Below are 18,817 nucleotides of genomic sequence, written 5' to 3'. Positions count from 1 at the left end.
AGGGAGGGTTCGTCAGATAGAACTCAGGCGAATCCGGCCATCGGCATCGACGCGAACTTCGACGGTATCGTAATCAGCCATCGTGTCGTGCGGCGTCTGAATCGGATGATCATGAGTCGATGTGATCACCAGCAAATCGGCCTCCGCCGCTTCTGCCGCTTGAATCCCCACGGTAGCGTCTTCGAAAATCAGGCATTCCTTCACTTCAACACCTAACCGCCGAGCCGCCAGTCGATAGCCGGCGGGGTCAGGTTTGCCCGCCTTCACATCTTCCGCCGTGACCATCACCGCAGGTTCCGGAATCCCCGCCGCCGCCATCCGGCGCAAGGCCAACGCCCTCGGTGCCGAGGTGACAATGGCCCACTGATCGGCAGGCAGCGACTTCAGAAAAACCGCCGCATTGGCCACCTCGACAATTCCTTCCACGTCCTCGATTTCCGCCTCGGTGATAAACGCCGCTTCAGCTTCAGCATCCAGCCCCGGCAAGCCCTGGCGGTTGATGGTGTCGATGGCGCGAGCGCCGTGGATGGTCGGCAGGAAGGTGGCGACATCGATTCCATGGCGCACGGCCCAGGCCGTCCAGATCCGCTCGGCGGCGGCGATGGAGTTGAGGACAGTGCCGTCCATGTCGAACAGAAAGGCGCGGTATGGCGTGTTGAAAACGGATTGTTGAGCAGGCAAAAGACAGCTTCCTATCGCAAGGTGTCAGGCAATGTATCACCGCCGGTCGGTCACAATCGACGCAGGAGCTGCCGCAGGCTGCGATCTTTTGACCTTGCTCTTCGCCAGTTTGAAAATCGCCAGGATCAAAAGATCGCAGCCTTCGGCAGCTCCTACAAAGGGCGAGGCGACTTCAAAGCGCCTTGCACGCAATCGAGCAACTGCCCCAGCGCCCAGGGTTTCTTGATGAACGACACCGCATGCCGCACCCCGGCGCTTTCCGGGGTTTCGAAGCCGGACATGATCATGATCGGCTTCTCCGGCCAGCGATCCCCGAATTCATTAGCCAGGTCCGCGCCATTGCGCTTGCCGGGCATGGTGATGTCCGTCAGCAACAGCCTGACCTTCCCCGCATGTTCTTCCAGATACAGCGCTGCAGCATCCGCGCTGACATGTGGCTCCACGACGAAGCCTTCATCCTGAAGAATTTCACACAGAAATTCCAGAATCAGCGGGTCGTCCTCCACCACCAGGATCAGGCCGTCAGGTACCGACTCGCCCGCCATTGTTATTGGATTCATGACCTGACCACTCCCTGATTGCACCAATGATTTCGCAGCTCAAATCCGCCACCTATCAGGTATGAGCAGCTGCGTTGGCGGAAATTCATTTTTGATACAGTCAGGAGACGAAATCAGACGAACAAGGCCGAGCCACGGCGCCTTCGCGATAAGTTTTTCGCGCCGGCAAACCGTGGTTCGGCCTCGAAGCACATTCGGTTACTGGTCTTTTTTCATAGCATCCTTGGACATGGCGTCCTTGCTCATGGCGTCTTTCTTCATCGAGTCCTTGCTCATGGCGTCTTTGGACATGCTGTCTTTCTTCATGGTGTCCTTGGCCATGGAATCCTTTTTCATCGTGTCTTTTTTCATGGCGTCCTTGGACATCGAGTCCTTGCTCATGCTGTCGTTGCTCATGGTGTCGGCGGCGTACACGCTGGCGACGCCCATGGCCAAGAACAGCGACAGTGCGGCGGTGGCTAGCTTTTTCATGATGGTGTTCCTTATAGAGTTGAGTGTGCTTGCGGTGAAGTGCTCGGGATTGCGTCAGCTGCCACCGAACCAGTTGTAGCCCTGGTCTTCCCAGTAGCCGCCGCTGTAGGTGTTGCTGACGAAAATCGCCTGAATGTGTTTGGGGTTCTTGTAGCCAAGCTTGGTGGGCATGCGCAGTTTCATCGGGAACCCGTACTCACGGGGCAGCACGGCGCCGTCGTAGGTCAGGGCCAGCAAGGTTTGCGCATGCAGGGCCGTGGCCATGTCGATGCTGGTGTAGTAGTCGTCGGCGCATTTGAAGCCGACGTACTTGGCGCTGGTGTCGGCGCCAATGCGCTTGAGGAAGTCGCTGAAGCGCACGCCGCCCCAGCGGCCGATGGCGCTCCAGCCTTCGACGCAGATGTGTCGGGTGATCTGGTCGGTCTGGGCCATGGCCCGCAGTTCTTCCAGGCGCCAGCTGCGTTTGTCGGCGACCAGGCCGGTGACTTCCAGGCGGAAGCTTTCTTCCTCGACGGTCGGTGCCTCGTCGATGCCGTAGAAGGCATTGAACGGGAACGGTCGGGTGATCATCGACTCGGGATAGGTCGGTGCCATGGCGTTGGGATTGAACAGCCAGCCCTGCACCCGGTCGTTGAAGCGTGACATCGAGGACAGCGCGGTTTCGACGCTGTCGTTGTCAGTGATATTGCAGCCGGACAACATGGCCACGCCGCCGAGGGTCAGGCCGCGCAGCAGGAACGAGCGCCGGGATCGGTCTTCGATTTGCGGCGCCAGTACCTTCCGGGCTTCGCTGAGAATGGACGACTCGTCGAGTCCTTCGATGCGCTTTTTCATACCGGCTCCTTGCGACCAAAGATCATGGCCCACAGCGTTTTCGGAACCAGCAACACCATCACCAGATGCACCACGATGAATGCCACCAACAGCGCCATGCCGATGAAATGCACCTGCCGCGCCCCTTCGTAACCGCCGAGCAATTCCCGCAACAACGGGAACTGCACGGATTTCCACAGCACCAGCCCGGACACCACCATCAGCGTGATGTCGAGCATGACGAACAGGTAGGCAAAGCGCTGGACCTGGTTGTAATGGCTGAGGTCGGCGTGCCCCAGCCGCCCTCTCAAGGCCGCCCACAGGTCATGCAAGATGCCTTTGGGCGATACCGGGAAAAACTGATGCAACAGGCGACCGCTGACAATGTTGACGATCAGGTAGATAAGGCCGTTGATGGCGAGGAACCACATCGCCGCGAAATGCCATTGCAGTGCGCCGCCGAGCCAGCCACCGAGGGTGATCGGCGCCGGGAAACTGAAGTCATAGAGCGGCGAGGCGTTATAGATGCGCCAGCCGCTGCTGACCATGACCACCACCGCCAGGGCGTTGAGCCAATGGGTCAAACGCAGCCAGCGTGGGTGGCTGGCCTTGGGTGAAGCAGTTGGCTGCGACATGTCCGGCTCCGTGTTTGTTGTTCGATGGGGTCGAGTATGGAAGCCAACTGTTCGCCAAATCCTCACGTAAAGTTAAATTAAACGTGATAACTATCCGGACGTTCCCGGGATTCATTTGTGGTTAAAATGCCGCCCACTCACATTGCCGACGTTGCCCGATGAACCCTGACGCCCTCGCCACCCTGCACACTCACCTGCTGACCGCCCTGGCCACCGCCCCCGCCGAAACCCGCCGCTTGTTCCATGGGCGCGGGCGTTGCTGGCCGGGGCTGGAGCAACTGACCGTGGACTGGTTGCAGGGTGTGGTGCTGGTGTCGCTGTTCAAGGAACCGGAGCCGCAACAGCTGGAAGACTTGAAACGGCTGCTGCTGGAGATCACCGAGTCCGCCGAGTGGCAACAATCCGGCGCGCATACGTTGTTGCTCCAACACCGTTACCTGCTGCAAAGCACCACCGAATGGCTGTTGGGCGATGCGCTCGAAGAAATGACCATCACCGAGGGCGGCCTGAAGTATCGGGTGGACCTGGGCCGTAAACAGAACGCCGGACTGTTCCTCGACATGCGCTACGGCCGCGATTGGGTACGGGCGAATGCCGAGGGCAAGCGGGTGTTGAACCTGTTCGCCTACACCTGCGGGTTTTCGGTGGCGGCCATCGAGGGTGGCGCGGCGCACGTGGTCAATCTGGACATGTCCAGCTCGGCCCTGAGTCGTGGCCGTGATAACCATCGGCTCAATGGCCACGACGTGAGCCAGGTGACATTCCTCGGCCACGACCTGTTCAAGTCCTGGGGCAAGGTGATTGGCAAGGGGCCGTATGACCTGGTGATCATTGATCCGCCATCGTTTCAGAAAGGCAGTTTTTTGCTGACCAAGGATTACCAGCGGGTGCTGCGTCGGTTACCCGAACTGCTCACCAAACAGGGTACGGTGCTGGCCTGCATGAATGATCCGGCGTTTGGTTCGGACTTTTTGATTGACGGCGTTACCCGTGAGGCGCCGAGTTTGAGTTTTGTCGAGCGGCTGGAGAATCCGCCGGAGTTTCCGGATGCGGATATTGAGTGCGGGTTGAAGGCGTTGGTGTTTCGGCAGGTTAGCTGAAGATCAAAAGATCGCAGGCTTCGCCAGCTCCTACATTGACCGCGTGAAAACCCGACCCTCAACGCGGCTGCAACACCAACGCAAACAACTCGCCATGCCCGCTGACATTGAGCTTGTGATAAAGATTGCGCCGATGCACCTTCACCGTTTCCGGGGAGATGCTGAGCTGCTGGGCGATGGCTTTGCTGGAGAAGCCCTGGAGGATCAGCCGCGCAGTCTCGACTTCACGCGCCGTCAAGCGTGCGTCGAAGCGATCGAGCAAGGTCGCCAGATCCCCCGCCACCGCCGTCGGTCCTTCCGGTGGCACCAGTTGCAGGTGTCGGCCCATCGCCGCCAGCACCCAATCGCGCACGCATAAAAGTCGCCCATGCTCTTCGGCGGTGAACCGCGTCGAGCGGCCCAGCGACAAACCGAGCACGGCGCCATCCACATTAATCATGAACTGCAACTCATCACCGCCCACCACCGAGCGGAAGTAACTCTGGTAGTACTCGCTCTGCTGAAACTGGTCCGGGGCCACTGAATCCAGGCTGTGCAAGCCGTCGCTGATGCCGGCACAAGCGGCCTGATAGAACGGATCGAGCAGGTACATGCCGGCGCTGTAGTCAGCCAGTTCTTCCTCTTCGTGCGCGCTGGCTCGGGAGTCGAAATCGATCAGCAGCTGCGGCACCCGCCCCGCCTGCATCACCGCGACCAAGGCGTTATCCAGCGGCACCAGCAAGCGCAGGGTATCCACCAGCGCCCGCCAGAAACCGTCACGGCCCAGCGCGCCAAACACTCGGGCCAGCCCTTGGTGCACCGGCAACTCCTTCAGCAACGCCTCCACGCTCTACCCCTTTTGTGTAACCCATGATGGGAATGGGTGACGAGCACCCCGGTCGATACGCTGCATACTCTTATCTACCACCGGCCTGCAGCAGGCCAGGAGTGCCGCATCATGAGTCGTCACCGCACGTATTTCAATCTGGGACTGGGCGCCTGTCTGTCGGCCTGGGTAGCGGTCGCCGCGGCGGATGAACCGACCGTGCACGTCTATAACTGGTTTGACTACATCGGCCCGACCACGCTGAAGGACTTCCAGCGCGACACCGGGATCAAAACCGTCTATGACACTTTCGACAGTGGCGAAGTACTGGAAGCCAAGCTGATGACGGGCCATAGCGGTTACGACGTGGTGGTGGCCAGCAACTTCATCCTGCCCGCGCTGATCAAGGCCGGGGCCTTGCAGAAACTGGACCGCAGCCAGTTGACCAATCTGCAACACATTGACCCGGTGTTGCTGGAAAAACTGCGCGCGAACGACCCGGACAACCAATACGCCGTGCCTTACCTGTGGGGCACCGACGGCATTGGCTATAACGTCGACAAGGTCCGTGCGGCCCTCGGCGATCAGGCCCCGGTGAACTCCTGGGACCTGCTGTTCAAAGAAGAAAACCTGGCCAAGCTCAGCCAATGTGGCGTGGGGATTCTGGACGCGCCCGCCGAGGTGATCCCGATCGCCCTGCACTATCTTGGCCTGCCGCCCAACAGCAGCAACCCCGCGGACTACAAGAAAGCCGAAGCGCTGATGCTCAAGTTGCGCCCGCACATCACCTATTTCAATTCGTCGAAGATCCAGACCGACCTGGCCAACGGTGATATCTGCGTCGCCCTGGCGTGGTCCGGCACCGTGTTCGGTGCCATGCAAGCCGCCAATGAAGCCGCGAAAGGTGTAAAGATCGAATACAGCATCCCGGTCGAAGGTGCGCCGCTGTGGTCCGATAACCTGGTCATGGTCAAGGACGCCAGCAATCCAAAGCAGGGATTGGCCTTTATCAACTACCTGCTCCTCCCGGAAGTGATCGCACCCGCCACCAACCTGGCGCTCACCGCCAATGCCAACAAAGACGCGACGGTATTGCTCTCGGACGAGGTGCGCGGGTACAGCAACATCTACCCCTCCGCCGAGGTGATCGCCAAGGCCTTCACCCTGCAACCGCAGCCCCATGAGATCGAACGTGTGCGCACGCGCTCCTGGAGCAACATCAAGAACGGCAACTGAGCCGGCCTCCACCCCTTCTGTTTAACTTGCCTGAGAGCTCCTGCATGAAACCACGTGCCCGCGATTTGAATATCCAGTTCGGCCAACTGCAACCCGGCCCGCTCAACGCCATCACCGATGTGCCCGGCGTGCGGGTCGGCCACAGCGATGTGCGCGGCCGCACCGCTAACGGCCGCGACATCCTCACCGGCGTTACCGTGATCGAGCCTCGCGCCGGTTCCACCAGCCAACAGCCGTGTTTTGCCGGGGTCCATGTGCTCAACGGCAATGGCGATGCCACCGGGCTGGAATGGATTCGCGAAGCCGGGCTGTTGACCAGTCCGATCGCCTTCACCAACACCCACAGCCTCGGCGTGGTGCGCGATGCGTTGATTGTGCTGGATCGCGAACAACAACCGGATGACGGCCGGCTCTACTGGAACATGCCGGTGGTGCTGGAAACGTTTGATGGTTTGCTCAACGACATCAACGGTTTTCACGTGAAGCCCGAACACGTCGCCGAAGCCCTGAACACAGCCGTCGACGGACCGGTCACCGAAGGCAATGTCGGTGGCGGCAGCGGCATGATCTGCCATGAATTCAAGGGCGGGATTGGCACCGCGTCACGCCGCTTGAACAGCGCACAGGGTGGCTGGACAGTGGGCGCCATCGTCCAGGCCAACCACGGCATTCGCAACGAATTGCGTGTCGATGGCTACCCGGTCGGGCGCTACATGGAAAAGGCTGATTCGCCGTTTCTCAAGGCATCGTTGCCGCATCCGGGCATGGGCTCGATTGTCGTCTGCCTCGCCACCGATGCGCCGTTGCTGCCGCACCAATGCACCCGCCTCGCGCAACGCGCCAGCCTCGGCCTGGCCCGCACCGGCGGCGGCAATGAAGACCACAGCGGCGACATCTTCATCGCCTTCGCCACCGGCAACGATGTGCCGCCCGCCGCTTACGAAAGCAAGAAAGCGCCGACCTGCGACAACCTGCGCATGGTTAACAACGACCACATCAGCGAACTGTTTTTGGCCGCAACCGAAGCCGTCGAGGAAGCAATCATCAATGCCTTGCTGGCGGGTGAAACGGCTGAGGGTAACGGGCATGCAGGGCCGGGCCTGGATGCCGAGACACTGCTCAACGCCTTGCGTCAGGCGGGTTGGCCGGGCGCCCAGTAGCATGGTTGAAGCGGTGTGCCGCGCTCACACCGCCTCGCTCACTTCGCATGATTTGAAGAGGTTTCGGCCCAAGGCCCGCGCCGCCTTCAGGTGAATTTGCGGTTCCTGAACTTCCGAATCCAGCAACAATTCAGAGGTCACCACCCGCGCGCCGCAGTATTCGAAAATGCCGTAGTCGATCTGGGTCTTCATCGCCGCATCGTAACCATGCCGCGCGAACGACCCGGCATCGGCGCCGCCCACGCCGACCAGATGCACCCGCAAGTGGCCAAGCTTCTGCACGAAGGGGCGGTCCAGGCTGAAGTCGAATGCCCAGCCATTGGAAAACACGCGGTCAATCCAGCCCTTGAGCAATGCCGGCATCGACCACCAGTACACGGGATAGACCAGCACCAAAGCGTCGGCGCGATCTATTCGTGCCTGTTCAGCGAGGACATCAGCGGGCGGAGGTGCTTCGCGGTGATGAACCGCCATGTCCGCGGTGCCAAAGACCGGATCAAAACCTTGCGCCGAGAGGTCGGCGATTTCATAAGTATTGCTGGCATCGGCAAGGGTCAGGCCCTCGGCGATTTGCCGGGCGAGGCTGTGGGTGAGCGACTGGGGATTGGGATGGGCTACAACGATCAGTGCGTGCATGCTGAAACTCCTGATTGAGAGCACAAGCCGGAGCTTATATACTCTTGGTAAGTTACGATCAGTAAGTTACTTTTGGTACATAGCCATGTCAAGCACCGAAAAACCCGAGCTGGATTCCACACCTCAGCCCCGTCGTCGCCTGTCCCGGGAGGACCGTCAACGCCAGTTGCTGGACGTCGCCTGGCAAATGGTCCGCGAGGAAGGCACCGATGCGCTGACCCTCGGGCGCCTCGCCGAACTGGCGGGCGTGACCAAACCGGTGGTCTATGACCACTTCACCACGCGCTCGGGATTGCTGGCGGCGTTGTATCAGGACTTCGACGCGCGGCAGACGGCGATCATGGACGCGGCGCTGCTGACCTGCGAACCCACCCTGGACAGCACGGCCCAGGTTATCGCGTCGTCATATGTGGCGTGTGTGCTGACCCAGGGCAACGAAATTTCCGGGGTGATTGCAGCGCTGGCGAGTTCGCCGGAACTGGAGAAGATCAAGCGCGAGTACGAAGCGATTTTCCTCAACAAGTGCCACGACGTCCTGCAGCCCTTCGCGGGCGCGAGCACGATCAAACCCGCGAGTCTGCGGGCGATGCTGGGCGCGGCGGAGGCGTTGTCGAATGCCGCGGCGACGGGGGAAATCACTGCCGGACAGGCCGAGGAAGAACTGTTTGAAACGATCAAGGCAATGGTCGAAAGAACATCGCGCAGTCGCTGACCGCACGCTTTACCCCTGTGGGAACAAGCCGCTCCCACGGGGAGGTTCATTCAGCGCAAATCGATCGCCACGCCGCTTCCGCCAGCAAGTCCCGATAATCGCTCGGCCTACCCTTCACCCGCCCCGACAACCAGGTCCGGCAATAGCTTTCCGCCTGGCCGATGATCAGCGACGGCATCAATTCCGCCGGAACCCCTTTCAACTCATCGCCCCGCTCCGGGGCTGACAGCCATTCCCACAGCTTGCGGTTGCGGGTTTTGTTGCGGGTCGCCAGTTCATCCTTGAGCGGTCCTTTGGTCACGGCAAATCGCGCGTGGTACTGGAATCGCGCCCACTCGGGCTGGCTGTCGACCCAATCCACGTAGCTGTGCACCAGCGCGTAGACGCCGGCTCGCGTGGTTTCGGCGTCGGCCAGGTAGCTGTCGCGAAGTTGCGCCTGATCATCCAGCGCGGTGAAAAACAGTGCGGCGACCAGGCCTTCCTTGTTGCCAAAATGATGGTAGATCGCGCCGACGCTGGTATCGCATTCGGCGCGGATCATCTCGATGGTCGTGGCCTCGATCCCCTGCTCGTTGAACAGTCGGAGGGCTTTTCGAAAAATGTCGCGCTTGAGTTCGGCTCGTCGTCCGGGGTAGCAGCGCTCGAGTAAATCTGCGGTTTCCATGCTGAACACCAGCCCAAAAAATCAACGGTAAGGCAGACACCTGCCCACGGATAAGTCGCGCTAGGTTGACAGATTTCCCATCGACAGAATACTGTTCCGTTACAGAACATTATTCTGTTACGGAACATCATTCTGTAAATCATCCCCTCAGCGAGGCTTCACCATGAACCAGATTCTCAGCATGTTCACCAGCGCCGGCCCCGAAGCGTTCAGCAAAATGGTGTGCCAGATGGCGCCCTACTTCAGCACCATCAACCCGGTGTTCTCGGAACTGCGCCAAGGCTATGCGAGCGTGCAGGTGCCGTTTTCCAAGGAGATCACCAATCACCTGGGCACCGTGCATGCAATCGCCATGTGCAACGCCGCGGAACTGGCGGCCGGCACAATGACCAACGTGTCGATCCCCGAAGGCGCGCGCTGGATTCCGAAAGGCATGACGGTGGAATACCTGGCCAAGGCCAAGACGAATGTGACGGCGGTCGCGAATGGGGAAGCGGTGGATTGGTCGACCGAGGGCGACAAGATTGTGCCGGTGGATGTTCACGATGCCGAAGGCAAGAAGGTGTTTACGGCGCGGATTACGATGAACGTAAAACTTTCATAAACGCTGAATGGCGTTTAACTGTAGGAGCAGAGCTTGCTCGCGAAGGGGCCGGCACATCCAGCATCGATGTCGGATAACAGGACGCCTTCGCGAGCAAGCTTCGCTCCTACAGGGGGATGTGTGGTCAGACCAACCGCAATCTCGGCGCCATGGCCGGCACCGCCTCATCCCCCAACCGCCCGCGCACAAACTCATTGGCCTTGCGCGTCAACTGATCCAGATGCCGATCGCGCTGTTTCTCGGCATCGGTCATCGCCCGTTTGCCGTTCTTTTGCAGCAAATAGTTATGAATCTGCCGCACTTCCAGCGCGCTGTAGATCGGCGCCGTGTCCAGCACCGCCATCAGGCCGTCGGTGCCGTGATCGCGGGTGTTCATCAGCACTTGCGTGGCGCGCACGCCCAGTACCTGAAAGCCCATCGCCTCGAAATACGGGACTTTGCCGACGCTGCACGTCAACTCAGCGTGAGGGTAGCGACCGACCATTTCCCGCAGCATCGCCCGGGCAACTCCCTGGCCTCGATAACTGGCATCGACGGCCATGTAAGCCACGCCGCACGCCTCGGGATCGTCCTTGACCGGCAGGTACAACACAAAGCCGATGACCTTCTCCGGATCATCAATATCCGTCGCCACGATCAACTCAACCGCAAGCCCCTTGGCTCCGTTCAACGCCTCCAGATACAGGTGGACCTCATAACCGATCGCGTACTGGTACACGTTGTACAACAGGTTGCTCGGCGGCAAGGCCACGGCGCTGATGTCGGTCAGGTTGTCGACCACCAGTTGCAGGATCTGGCTGGTGATGTGCTCGGGGCACGGGGTTTTGAAATGGCTGATCTGGGGCATTGCGGTGACTGACTCCGGGGGCGGATGCGAAAAGCGGGTCGCGGACGCGCCTATCATAACGCGCCCGCCAGCTGTGGCGAGGGCGGCTGTGGTTAGCCTCGCCACACAAGCCCCCTCACGACAGGGGAAAGGTGGTAAGCCATCATTTGGCAGCATTGAGACCCAAGCGCCCGATCTCGTTCAATTCCTCGACGCTAAACCTGCCCTTCCAACCTGTCTCATAATTCTCCTGCGGAAAATCACTCGGCGAAGTACCTGCGGAAAACGCCTTGAACACCTCCTCGGCATAACGCCGATTCTTGGGGCACATCGGCGCGGCGGGCACGTACATCACGTTGCCCCAGCCTTGCTGGTTTTCCACCGGCGCGACGCTGTGGATCACGTCGCAATGCCACCAGACCGAATCGCCCGCCTCGACATCCGGGATCGGGCTCAAGCCCTCGACCAGCAGCGGATGCCACTGTTTCGAAACCGGCAGCACTTTGCCGGGCATGACGCCGCACAATTCATCTTCCGGCACATCGTCGAGCAATGGTCGCAGCAGCAAATACGCCATGGCTTTGGGGATGGGCAACGTGTGCAGCACGCCTTGATCGGCCTTCATATCGCACAGTGCGGTCCAGCCCTGGAAAGTGCGGAAGGCTGAACATTTCACCGTGTCCTGGTAAGCGTATTCGTCGACCTCGGTGCGATAGGCCGCGTCCCAAGGGTCGTAGGACTGGAAGTCATTGCGGTAGATTTTGTCGAAGACTTTCAGGTACGCCGGGTGCAGCCAACGCTCCAGCGCCCCGGAGTCGGTGTGCGGGCCGAGCCCTTTGGACGTGGTGCCCGGCGGGCGGCGGCGGACCCGGTCGGGGTACAGCGCATTCACATCGGGATCGAACCATTGCTGGCCATGGGAGTGGGTTTTCCACAGTCGATTGAGGAACGATTGCGCGGTGGCCATGCGTGGGTGTTGGCGCACCTGCATTTGCGAGCGCGACCAATAGATCGGAAAAATCTCCGGGCGCGAGCCTTCAAGGTTGCCGAAGAACTGGTCCACCGGGCCTCGGTACGTCGCATCGAAGGCGTTGTCATCGAGGTAATCGAGCAAGCCTGTGTCCCATTCGGCGACTTGTGCCGTGGGAAAGTGCCCTTTGATCACCAGGCAACCACGGCGCTGGATCATCGCCAATTGCTCGGCGGTCACGTTACCTGCGGCGATGTTCTGGTAATCCAGAGTTGGCCAGGCACTGCCAAGCTCGGCTTGCTGGTCCTTGATCGAGAGGATTTCCGCTTCAATGAACGCGCTGACTTCGGCAAACAGCGCGTCCACGTCGCCGATCTGCGCACGCAGGGTGCGCTTCATCCGCACGATGTTGTCGCGGTAGTGTTCTGGCAGCACAGCGCTTTCGAAGGTGTGATAGTTGCTCATGGTCGCGACCTGCAGAGGGTGGTTAAAAGCCTTCTGCACTTAAACACCCGCGCCGCGCTCGTCCCAGTCGGTTTTGCCGCGTAAACCGATACGATTGTGGCGCTGACGATCTAACGAAAATGATGCCCATGGCGTTTGCGGAAATCACTCGGGGCCAGGCCCTTCTGGGCCTTGAATTGTCGGTTGAACAGCGCCAGCGACGAATAACCCACCATTTCGGCAATCAGCGAAACCGGCATATGGCCTTGCAGCAACAGCGCACACGCCCGTCCGATACGTAACCGGGCGATGTAGTCCAGCGCCGTGCAACGGGTATGACGGCGGAACAGGCGATGAAACGCCGACACACTGATGCACGCAATGTGCGCCAGGTCGGGGATGCTCAGTGGCTCGACGTAGTGCGCGTGGATATGCTCGAGCACCCGTTGCAAACGCGCGTCTTCGCCCATCGAGACGGCGGGTTCGGTCTGTTCAACGGGGAGGATTCTCACCGCCTCACCGTCCCGGGACAGTCGGGTCAGCACTTGCAGCAGAGAAACCAATCGCTCCGCCCCTTGCTGCGCCACCATTGCCTCGATAACGGGCCGCAACTCGGTTGAAGCTTCATCGCTGAAGTGCAACGCGCACCGAGCGGCGGCCAGCAACGCTTGCAGTGAACCCAGCTCCGGAAACAGGCTCACCAACGATTGCGCCCAGGCCTGGGAAAACCAGATCACCAGCGCCACGTGGGGCTGGTCCGGGTCGATGCGCTCAGCGGAACACCAACTGTGCGGCACATTCGGCCCCAACAGCACCAGGTCGCCGTCGTCGTAAAGCCGCACGTCACTGCTCACATAACGGTGGCCACGGCTGTTGAGGGTCAGGGTCAGTTCGTACTCCGGGTGATGGTGCCATTCGAACGGAATATCGTCGGGCAGCCGCCGATTCAGCATCGACCACGATGCATCGACTGGCGTAGGGATCTTCTCGAAGCTTGGCTTCATGGCAATACGTTCCTGCTCGGGGCCTGAGTGCAAACGCCAGAATCGTATCATTCGTGTCGTCACAAAACCCGGGAGGCTTTGATACAACCCCCGTTACCTAACCTGTTACCTGCCCGACCAACCCCCTCAAAACCCCCATCACGAATGTAACGCCAAGACACTTCGCCCCCCTGCCCGTCGCGCCTAGTGTGAAGCCGTCAATGTGCTTTCAGGGTTGTGACACATCATCGGCATCGCCCGCCTCCCGCCAGTGGAGGCATGGAAGACCTGTCACGGGTGCTGCTTGATGGTTTGTCGGTTTCGACGCCCGCTGCCCATTGATTGCCTAAACACAAACCAGACAGAACAGAGGGACACCATGAGTAAGTCAAGCGCTGCAAGCACTCAACAAGCACTGCACGACGACGTTCAAGCGGCCGTCAAGTCGCTCCTCGCCGCACCAACGGCCTTGAAAACCACCGACTACAGCAAGGTGCTGACGTCGACTCTGGCCGCTACGCAAAAAACCGTGTCGATCCAGATCGATGCCGGCGACCTCACCACGCTCAAGCAGAATGGCTACAAGTTGTGCTTTGCGAAAAAGGTCGGCACCGAAGCCTACAACGTGGTCTGGCAGTCCTACGTCCAATACCTGAGCTTCAATGACTTCAGCTGGACGCCTCAGTATCAGATGTTCGGCACCAACCAGTTCCAGGCCAACGTGACGGTCAAAGCCTCGACCAACACAGTCAACATCGGCCTCGGCCAACAGTCGATACTCGACAGCAATGGCCTGCTGGGCGCGGCGGTGTCCGGTGGCCCTGATACGTCCATCTCGCTGATTAACAATTACGGCTCGATCCACCCTGGCATCAACCAGCTGTCCACCGGCCTCGATGGCACTCAGGTCAGCACGCCAATCTACGTGGCGACGAATGCCGTGGTCACTGGCCAAGTCACGCTGACGCCTGTCGAGACGATTCTGGTCTGGTTCGAACAGAACGTGCAGACCAGCACCATGTTCAGCACTTCACGCTCCAATGCCATTGAAGTCGACCTGACCAACGTCAACAGTGCGTCACGCCTCTATGTCGGCGGCGTCTGGAAAACCGTGTAATTGCAGGATCAGGGGCAACCTCGCGGTTGCCCCTTCTCTCAGCCATCGTCACTGCCCCGGTCGAAATAGCCCGTCAGTGAACGGCAGATCGACTCGGCCAGATCCTCCTGAGTCGCGATGCCATAGGGTCGATTGCGATCAAATTGTGCCGACCAGCGAATCCGCCCCTGAGCGACATCAATCAGGCGCACCGACGCCCGAACCCGGGCCGGCTCCACCCGCACGCTGCCTTCCAGCGAATAACTGCCGCGCCCCACCCGCTCCGGCACCGGCGTTTTCACGCTGCTGCGTGGCACATTCATCAGCACATGGTTGGCATGGGTCTGGGAATGCTCGAAGGACTCGAACAGCCGACAACTCAACTCTTCGCACAAGCCACGGGTAAAGTCGTCGCCATCATGGGTGATGCAGGTAAACGGCTGCAGCTGCAGCACCGGATGATGCTGGCTGGCCACTTTGGGCCTGAGCCGTTCGTACGCCAGGCGATAACTGCCGGCCGGCAAGCTCAGGCGCATCAGGTCGTGTTGACCGAGGGTGGTGTAATAACTGGCGAGCTTGCGCCGCAGGCGGCCGACCTGCACCCGCACCACCGGATCGTCGCCCGTGGAATAGACCGCCGGATCACGGCGAAACACAGCGAGACCAATGGCGTGTTCGGTGAGGGGAATGTTGGAGAATTGCAGGTCATGTTCAACCAGAAACCGCAGCAGGCCGCCCATTCGCCGGGACTTCGCGAACAACGGGCTGGCCAGCAGCAGCGCCAGCACCCGCTCCACTTCATCGCGGCCGAACGGCTCGGGAACCGCGTGCACACGTGTATCGGCAATGCGTTTGATCACCATCAGTCCGCCTCCATGCAGATTGTTGCGTTCAACTCGGGCGTTGCACCGGCCCAAGCTTAGCAGTTGGAGGCGATTGCGTAGTGGCACCTTGATATATATCGGTAATGGCGGTCAGAGGTTGACCACAGCGGGCTATTGCTCAGGCGCGACGATCCGGAACCGGATATTGATGTCTTTGGAAACCACCCCGTCCGCCCACTCCCCCGCGCCGATTTCGAAGTCGCCACGATTAAGCGCGAACTCACCGACAAACACGCCGATGCCACTTTCCGCCTTCAACTCGACCTGAACCTGCACCTTGCGGGTGAGGGCCTTGAGCGTAAGGTCGCCGGTGAACAAATAGCGGTTATCGCCGAGGGCTTTGACGCTGGTCGATTCAAAGGTGCCCACCGGGTAGTGTTCCGTGTCGAACCACGGGGCTTTCTGCAATTCGGTATTGGCGTCGCTGCTGCCGGCGTCGATGCTGGCCAACTCGATGCGCAGCGTAGCGTGAGCGGCGGCCGGGTTTTGCGTATCGAAATCGAGAGTGCCTGCAAACTTGCCGAACGTGCCATACACCCGCGAGCCAAACTGGCTGAAAGTAAAACTGATCTGGCTGGCGGCCGCGTTGACCTCGTGATACTGAACGGCATGGGCACTGGCGGCGAACACCATGGCGGCAGCGATTGCGGCGAAACGCAGGTACCGAAAGCGCATGGGATACTCCGGTCAGAGCTGCCGGGCGGGTTGGCCAGCAATAGGTGGACTAAAGCAAAGAATGGGCGGTTATTCCACTGGCGCAAAGCTGAATGACCTCAAAACCAGCACTCAGGAAAGCAACACCCTCAACCCTTCCGGAACGACGACCACCTCTCTGGTCTCGGGCGAGATGCAGACATGCGTGACATTGGCGGTGAACGCTAAAATCTCGTCGTGAAAGCCCTCGACCAAAAACGTGAACGAGTGAACGCCTAACCTGGCCACACTGACCTTGATACTCAGTTGGTCGTCCCAGGTCAGCGGCTTGAGCATCTCCACCGACATGGCGCGCACCGGGGGCAGGACATCGAAACTCAGCAGCGTTCTCAGGCCGGGAGCGCCCAACCAGCTATCCAGCGCGGCGTAAATGGCTTCAATGGCAAAGTATGAAAATCGCGGCGTAAACACCACGCCCGCGGGGTCGCAGTCACCGAATGAAACGGTTCTGCTGACAAACACTGCATCAGGCATTAGATAGTTCTCCCTGTTGTTATAAATGGAAGGCGCGCACTCATGAAAAGCACCCTCGACCACCTCGCCATCGTCGCCCCCGACCTCGACACCGGCTGCGCCTTCGTCAGCCGCGCGCTCGGTGTCGAACTGCAACCGGGCGGCGCGCATCCGCGCATGGGCACCCATAACCGACTGCTGCGACTGGGCGCCGACATTTACCTGGAAGTGATCGCCATAGACCCATCGGCCCAACGCCCCGACCGACCGCGCTGGTTCGGCATGGATGACTTGGCCGTTGATACGCCGCCACGCCTGGCGACATGGGTCGCCCGCACCGACGACATTCACGCCATGAGCGAAGCCTGCCGCGCCATCGTCGGCGACCCCGAACCCATGACCCGAGGCACCCTCGCCTGGCAAATCACCATCCCCGCCGACGGCAGCCTGCCGTTGAACGGGTCAGCGCCGACGTTGATTCAATGGGCGCAAACGCCACATCCCGCGAGCGCCATGCTGGATCGAGGTTGTGAGCTAGTGGCGCTGGACGTGTTCGATCCTGATCCCGCAAAAGTTCAGGCACTGCTCACCGCGATCAACTTTTCCGGCCCGGTTCATCTGCATGCCTTGGATGCGACCGCAAAGCCTTACCTGATCGCGCATATCCAAACCCCAAGCGGCCTGAAAAAATTGCCTTACACCAACCGCTCAATCTTCTGATGCCGCCAAACAAACTTGTAATACACCGTCTGCAACGCCAGCATCCCCAAATACGCCACCGGAAACGCCATCCAAACACCCTGCAATCCGTACTTCGCATCCAGTAGATACGCCACCGGCAACTGCACCCCGACCACGCAAACAATCGAAATCACCATCGGCACCAACACCGTGCCGCTGGCGCGCATGATCCCGCCGATAATCGCCTGGAAGCCAAACACCAACAGACTCCACAGCATGATGTGCAACAGATGCTCCGCCATCGCCCGGGTCGAATCCTCCGTCAGGAACAAACCCAACAACCAGTGCGACAACAAATACCCCAGCAACACCAAACCACCGGTCAAACACACATTAATCAAAATCCCCGTGCGCAAAATCGGCGTGATCCGCTCCAACCGCCCCGCCCCAATCGCCTGCGCCCCAAGAATCGACGCCGTAATCGCAATCGACAACGCCGGAAACTGCACGTAATTCACAATCTGCGTCACCGCCCCATACGCCGCCGTCGCCTGGGAACCGTGCTGATTCACCAACGCCAGAATCACCAACTCCGACGCCGACAACACCACCATCTGCAACCCGGTCGGCAACCCGATGCGCAACACCTTGCCCAGAATCGCCAAATCCAGCCGCATCGCCGCAAACATCTCCCGATCCGGCGCCAACGGATGCCCCTTGCGAATCAACCGCCACGCCAACCACCCCATCGCCGACAAATTCCCCGCCAACCCCGCAAACGCCGCACTCTGAATCCCCATCGGCGCAAAACCCAACCAGCCTTTTATCAAGGCAGGCGTCAGCGCCAGACCAATACACGTCGAAACAATCAACGCCACCAACGGCGAAACCGTATCACTCACCCCACGCAACAACTGCGTAAACAGCACATACACCAACAGCGACGGCATGATCCACATCATCACATGCGCATACGCCACCGCATCGTCCAACACATCCGCCGGCGTGCCCAAGCCCTGCAAGGCTGGCCTTGCGAACACACTCCCGAGTACCGCTGCCACCAGACCAATCATCGCGCCCAACAGCAAAGTCGTAGCGGCGATGGTCTTCACCAGATGCGTTTCCCGCGCGCCCCAGGCTTGGCCGATGAGTACACCCGCGCCCGCGCCGAGGCCGATGACCAGGGCGATGAAGAAGAAGACGATGGGGAACATGCCGGAGACGGCTGCCAGGGCTTGGGTGCCGAGCATTTGACCGATGTAGATGCTGTTGATCGTGCCCGACATGGATTGGAGGAAATTGGAGAGGACCATGGGGGCTAGGAAAAGGAGGTAGGTTTTCCAGAGGGAGGATGAGTTAGGAGCGCTTCGCATAGGCAGAATTTTCTCGGGAAGATAAAAGTGCTGGCTGGATTCTACGTGATAAACAAATGTAGGTAATCAGTAACGGGATCAATATAAAGAACATAGTTCCTGCGCATCCGCTAAAAAAGATAAGAAATAACATTCTCCACCTCCCGAGGTAATTAGAAAAGCGAGAATACAATTTATAAAAAATAAATATTATTGAAGACAACATCCAGCCTAGCCTTCTTCATAATTAAGCACCCTCCCAAAACTATATAGCAAAGATAGGGGGGACGTCGCCCCCTATACTTATCTTACTAGACGGCTCAAACCGAACGCGAAA

At 59.7% G+C, this 18,817-nt stretch carries 22 protein-coding genes; 7 read left to right on the top strand and 15 right to left on the bottom strand.

Going from position 1 to position 18,817, the window contains the following annotated elements:
- Positions 1 to 12: 12 nt before the first annotated feature.
- The 5 genes from HKK53_RS01190 to HKK53_RS01170 all read right to left on the bottom strand — a co-directional run bounded on the left by HKK53_RS01190 (position 13) and on the right by HKK53_RS01170 (position 3,160).
- On the bottom strand, positions 13 to 681 hold the full coding sequence (locus HKK53_RS01190) for an HAD-IA family hydrolase (RefSeq protein WP_169368939.1): 669 nt from the start codon (positions 679 to 681) through the stop codon (positions 13 to 15).
- Between the two features lie 152 nt (positions 682 to 833).
- Entirely contained in the window at positions 834 to 1,241 is a 408-nt protein-coding gene (locus HKK53_RS01185) for a response regulator (RefSeq protein ID WP_169368938.1), read from the bottom strand.
- Positions 1,242 to 1,439: 198 nt separating this feature from the next.
- A complete protein-coding gene (locus HKK53_RS01180; RefSeq protein WP_169368937.1) occupies positions 1,440 to 1,712 on the bottom strand; it encodes a pentapeptide MXKDX repeat protein in 273 nt (90 codons plus the stop codon).
- Positions 1,713 to 1,766: 54 nt separating this feature from the next.
- Positions 1,767 to 2,546, bottom strand: coding sequence for a molybdopterin-dependent oxidoreductase (locus HKK53_RS01175; RefSeq protein ID WP_169368936.1), 780 nt, complete (start codon positions 2,544 to 2,546; stop codon positions 1,767 to 1,769).
- Positions 2,543 to 3,160, bottom strand: coding sequence for a cytochrome b/b6 domain-containing protein (locus HKK53_RS01170; RefSeq protein WP_169368935.1), 618 nt, complete (start codon positions 3,158 to 3,160; stop codon positions 2,543 to 2,545). The genes HKK53_RS01175 and HKK53_RS01170 overlap by 4 nt, the downstream gene beginning before the upstream one ends.
- A 158-nt stretch (positions 3,161 to 3,318) precedes the next feature.
- Here HKK53_RS01170 and HKK53_RS01165 point away from each other — a divergent pair, with 158 nt between their 5' ends.
- The gene (locus HKK53_RS01165) at positions 3,319 to 4,260 is read left to right on the top strand and encodes a class I SAM-dependent methyltransferase (RefSeq protein WP_169368934.1); all 942 of its coding nucleotides are present in this window, start codon (positions 3,319 to 3,321) and stop codon (positions 4,258 to 4,260) included.
- Between the two features lie 58 nt (positions 4,261 to 4,318).
- On the opposite strand, the gene HKK53_RS01160 is transcribed toward HKK53_RS01165, so the two are convergent.
- Positions 4,319 to 5,086: a helix-turn-helix transcriptional regulator gene (locus tag HKK53_RS01160; protein WP_169368933.1), complete on the bottom strand. Its 768-nt coding sequence runs from the start codon at positions 5,084 to 5,086 to the stop codon at positions 4,319 to 4,321.
- A 111-nt stretch (positions 5,087 to 5,197) separates the two neighbouring features.
- Between HKK53_RS01160 and HKK53_RS01155 the strand changes: the two genes are divergently transcribed.
- Entirely contained in the window at positions 5,198 to 6,301 is a 1,104-nt protein-coding gene (locus HKK53_RS01155) for a polyamine ABC transporter substrate-binding protein (RefSeq protein ID WP_169368932.1), read from the top strand.
- A gap of 44 nt (positions 6,302 to 6,345) precedes the next feature.
- The gene (locus HKK53_RS01150) at positions 6,346 to 7,461 is read left to right on the top strand and encodes a DmpA family aminopeptidase (RefSeq protein ID WP_169368931.1); all 1,116 of its coding nucleotides are present in this window, start codon (positions 6,346 to 6,348) and stop codon (positions 7,459 to 7,461) included.
- Positions 7,462 to 7,485: 24 nt separating this feature from the next.
- On the opposite strand, the gene HKK53_RS01145 is transcribed toward HKK53_RS01150, so the two are convergent.
- Positions 7,486 to 8,097 (bottom strand): NAD(P)H-dependent oxidoreductase, encoded by a 612-nt coding sequence (locus tag HKK53_RS01145; RefSeq protein WP_169368930.1) that lies wholly within the window; start codon positions 8,095 to 8,097, stop codon positions 7,486 to 7,488.
- Between the two features lie 85 nt (positions 8,098 to 8,182).
- Here HKK53_RS01145 and HKK53_RS01140 point away from each other — a divergent pair, with 85 nt between their 5' ends.
- A complete protein-coding gene (locus HKK53_RS01140) occupies positions 8,183 to 8,809 on the top strand; it encodes a TetR/AcrR family transcriptional regulator (protein ID WP_169368929.1) in 627 nt (208 codons plus the stop codon).
- Between the two features lie 46 nt (positions 8,810 to 8,855).
- Here HKK53_RS01140 and HKK53_RS01135 read toward each other — a convergent pair whose 3' ends face one another.
- Complete coding sequence (locus HKK53_RS01135) at positions 8,856 to 9,473, bottom strand: TetR/AcrR family transcriptional regulator (RefSeq protein ID WP_169368928.1); 618 nt, start codon at positions 9,471 to 9,473, stop codon at positions 8,856 to 8,858.
- 163 nt (positions 9,474 to 9,636) lie between these two features.
- Here HKK53_RS01135 and HKK53_RS01130 point away from each other — a divergent pair, with 163 nt between their 5' ends.
- Positions 9,637 to 10,077, top strand: a complete 441-nt coding sequence (locus HKK53_RS01130; protein WP_169368927.1) for a hotdog fold domain-containing protein — start codon at positions 9,637 to 9,639, stop codon at positions 10,075 to 10,077.
- A 124-nt stretch (positions 10,078 to 10,201) separates the two neighbouring features.
- On the opposite strand, the gene HKK53_RS01125 is transcribed toward HKK53_RS01130, so the two are convergent.
- From HKK53_RS01125 to HKK53_RS01115, 3 genes are all read right to left on the bottom strand, one after another.
- Entirely contained in the window at positions 10,202 to 10,924 is a 723-nt protein-coding gene (locus HKK53_RS01125; protein WP_169368926.1) for a GNAT family N-acetyltransferase, read from the bottom strand.
- A 142-nt stretch (positions 10,925 to 11,066) separates the two neighbouring features.
- Positions 11,067 to 12,338, bottom strand: coding sequence for a DUF1479 domain-containing protein (locus HKK53_RS01120; RefSeq protein WP_169368925.1), 1,272 nt, complete (start codon positions 12,336 to 12,338; stop codon positions 11,067 to 11,069).
- A 110-nt stretch (positions 12,339 to 12,448) separates the two neighbouring features.
- Entirely contained in the window at positions 12,449 to 13,321 is an 873-nt protein-coding gene (locus tag HKK53_RS01115) for a helix-turn-helix domain-containing protein (RefSeq protein ID WP_169368924.1), read from the bottom strand.
- A 358-nt stretch (positions 13,322 to 13,679) separates the two neighbouring features.
- Between HKK53_RS01115 and HKK53_RS01110 the strand changes: the two genes are divergently transcribed.
- Positions 13,680 to 14,417 (top strand): hypothetical protein, encoded by a 738-nt coding sequence (locus tag HKK53_RS01110; protein WP_169368923.1) that lies wholly within the window; start codon positions 13,680 to 13,682, stop codon positions 14,415 to 14,417.
- A gap of 38 nt (positions 14,418 to 14,455) precedes the next feature.
- Here HKK53_RS01110 and HKK53_RS01105 read toward each other — a convergent pair whose 3' ends face one another.
- The 3 genes from HKK53_RS01105 to HKK53_RS01095 all read right to left on the bottom strand — a co-directional run bounded on the left by HKK53_RS01105 (position 14,456) and on the right by HKK53_RS01095 (position 16,468).
- Complete coding sequence (locus tag HKK53_RS01105; RefSeq protein ID WP_169368922.1) at positions 14,456 to 15,259, bottom strand: hypothetical protein; 804 nt, start codon at positions 15,257 to 15,259, stop codon at positions 14,456 to 14,458.
- Between the two features lie 132 nt (positions 15,260 to 15,391).
- The gene (locus tag HKK53_RS01100; RefSeq protein ID WP_169368921.1) at positions 15,392 to 15,955 is read right to left on the bottom strand and encodes a YceI family protein; all 564 of its coding nucleotides are present in this window, start codon (positions 15,953 to 15,955) and stop codon (positions 15,392 to 15,394) included.
- Positions 15,956 to 16,066: 111 nt separating this feature from the next.
- Positions 16,067 to 16,468 (bottom strand): acyl-CoA thioesterase, encoded by a 402-nt coding sequence (locus HKK53_RS01095; RefSeq protein ID WP_169368920.1) that lies wholly within the window; start codon positions 16,466 to 16,468, stop codon positions 16,067 to 16,069.
- 42 nt (positions 16,469 to 16,510) lie between these two features.
- Between HKK53_RS01095 and HKK53_RS01090 the strand changes: the two genes are divergently transcribed.
- Entirely contained in the window at positions 16,511 to 17,167 is a 657-nt protein-coding gene (locus HKK53_RS01090; protein WP_169368919.1) for a VOC family protein, read from the top strand.
- On the opposite strand, the gene HKK53_RS01085 is transcribed toward HKK53_RS01090, so the two are convergent.
- Positions 17,143 to 18,501, bottom strand: a complete 1,359-nt coding sequence (locus HKK53_RS01085) for an MATE family efflux transporter (RefSeq protein ID WP_169368918.1) — start codon at positions 18,499 to 18,501, stop codon at positions 17,143 to 17,145. The two genes, HKK53_RS01090 and HKK53_RS01085, sit on opposite strands and share 25 nt — an antisense overlap.
- Between the last annotated feature and the right edge of the window lie 316 nt (positions 18,502 to 18,817).

Origin of the sequence: Pseudomonas sp. ADAK7 (assembly GCF_012935675.1) — a bacterium.
GTDB lineage: Bacteria > Pseudomonadota > Gammaproteobacteria > Pseudomonadales > Pseudomonadaceae > Aquipseudomonas.
Note: the sequence above shows the minus strand (reverse complement) of the source record. Positions and strands in the feature narration are given on the sequence as shown.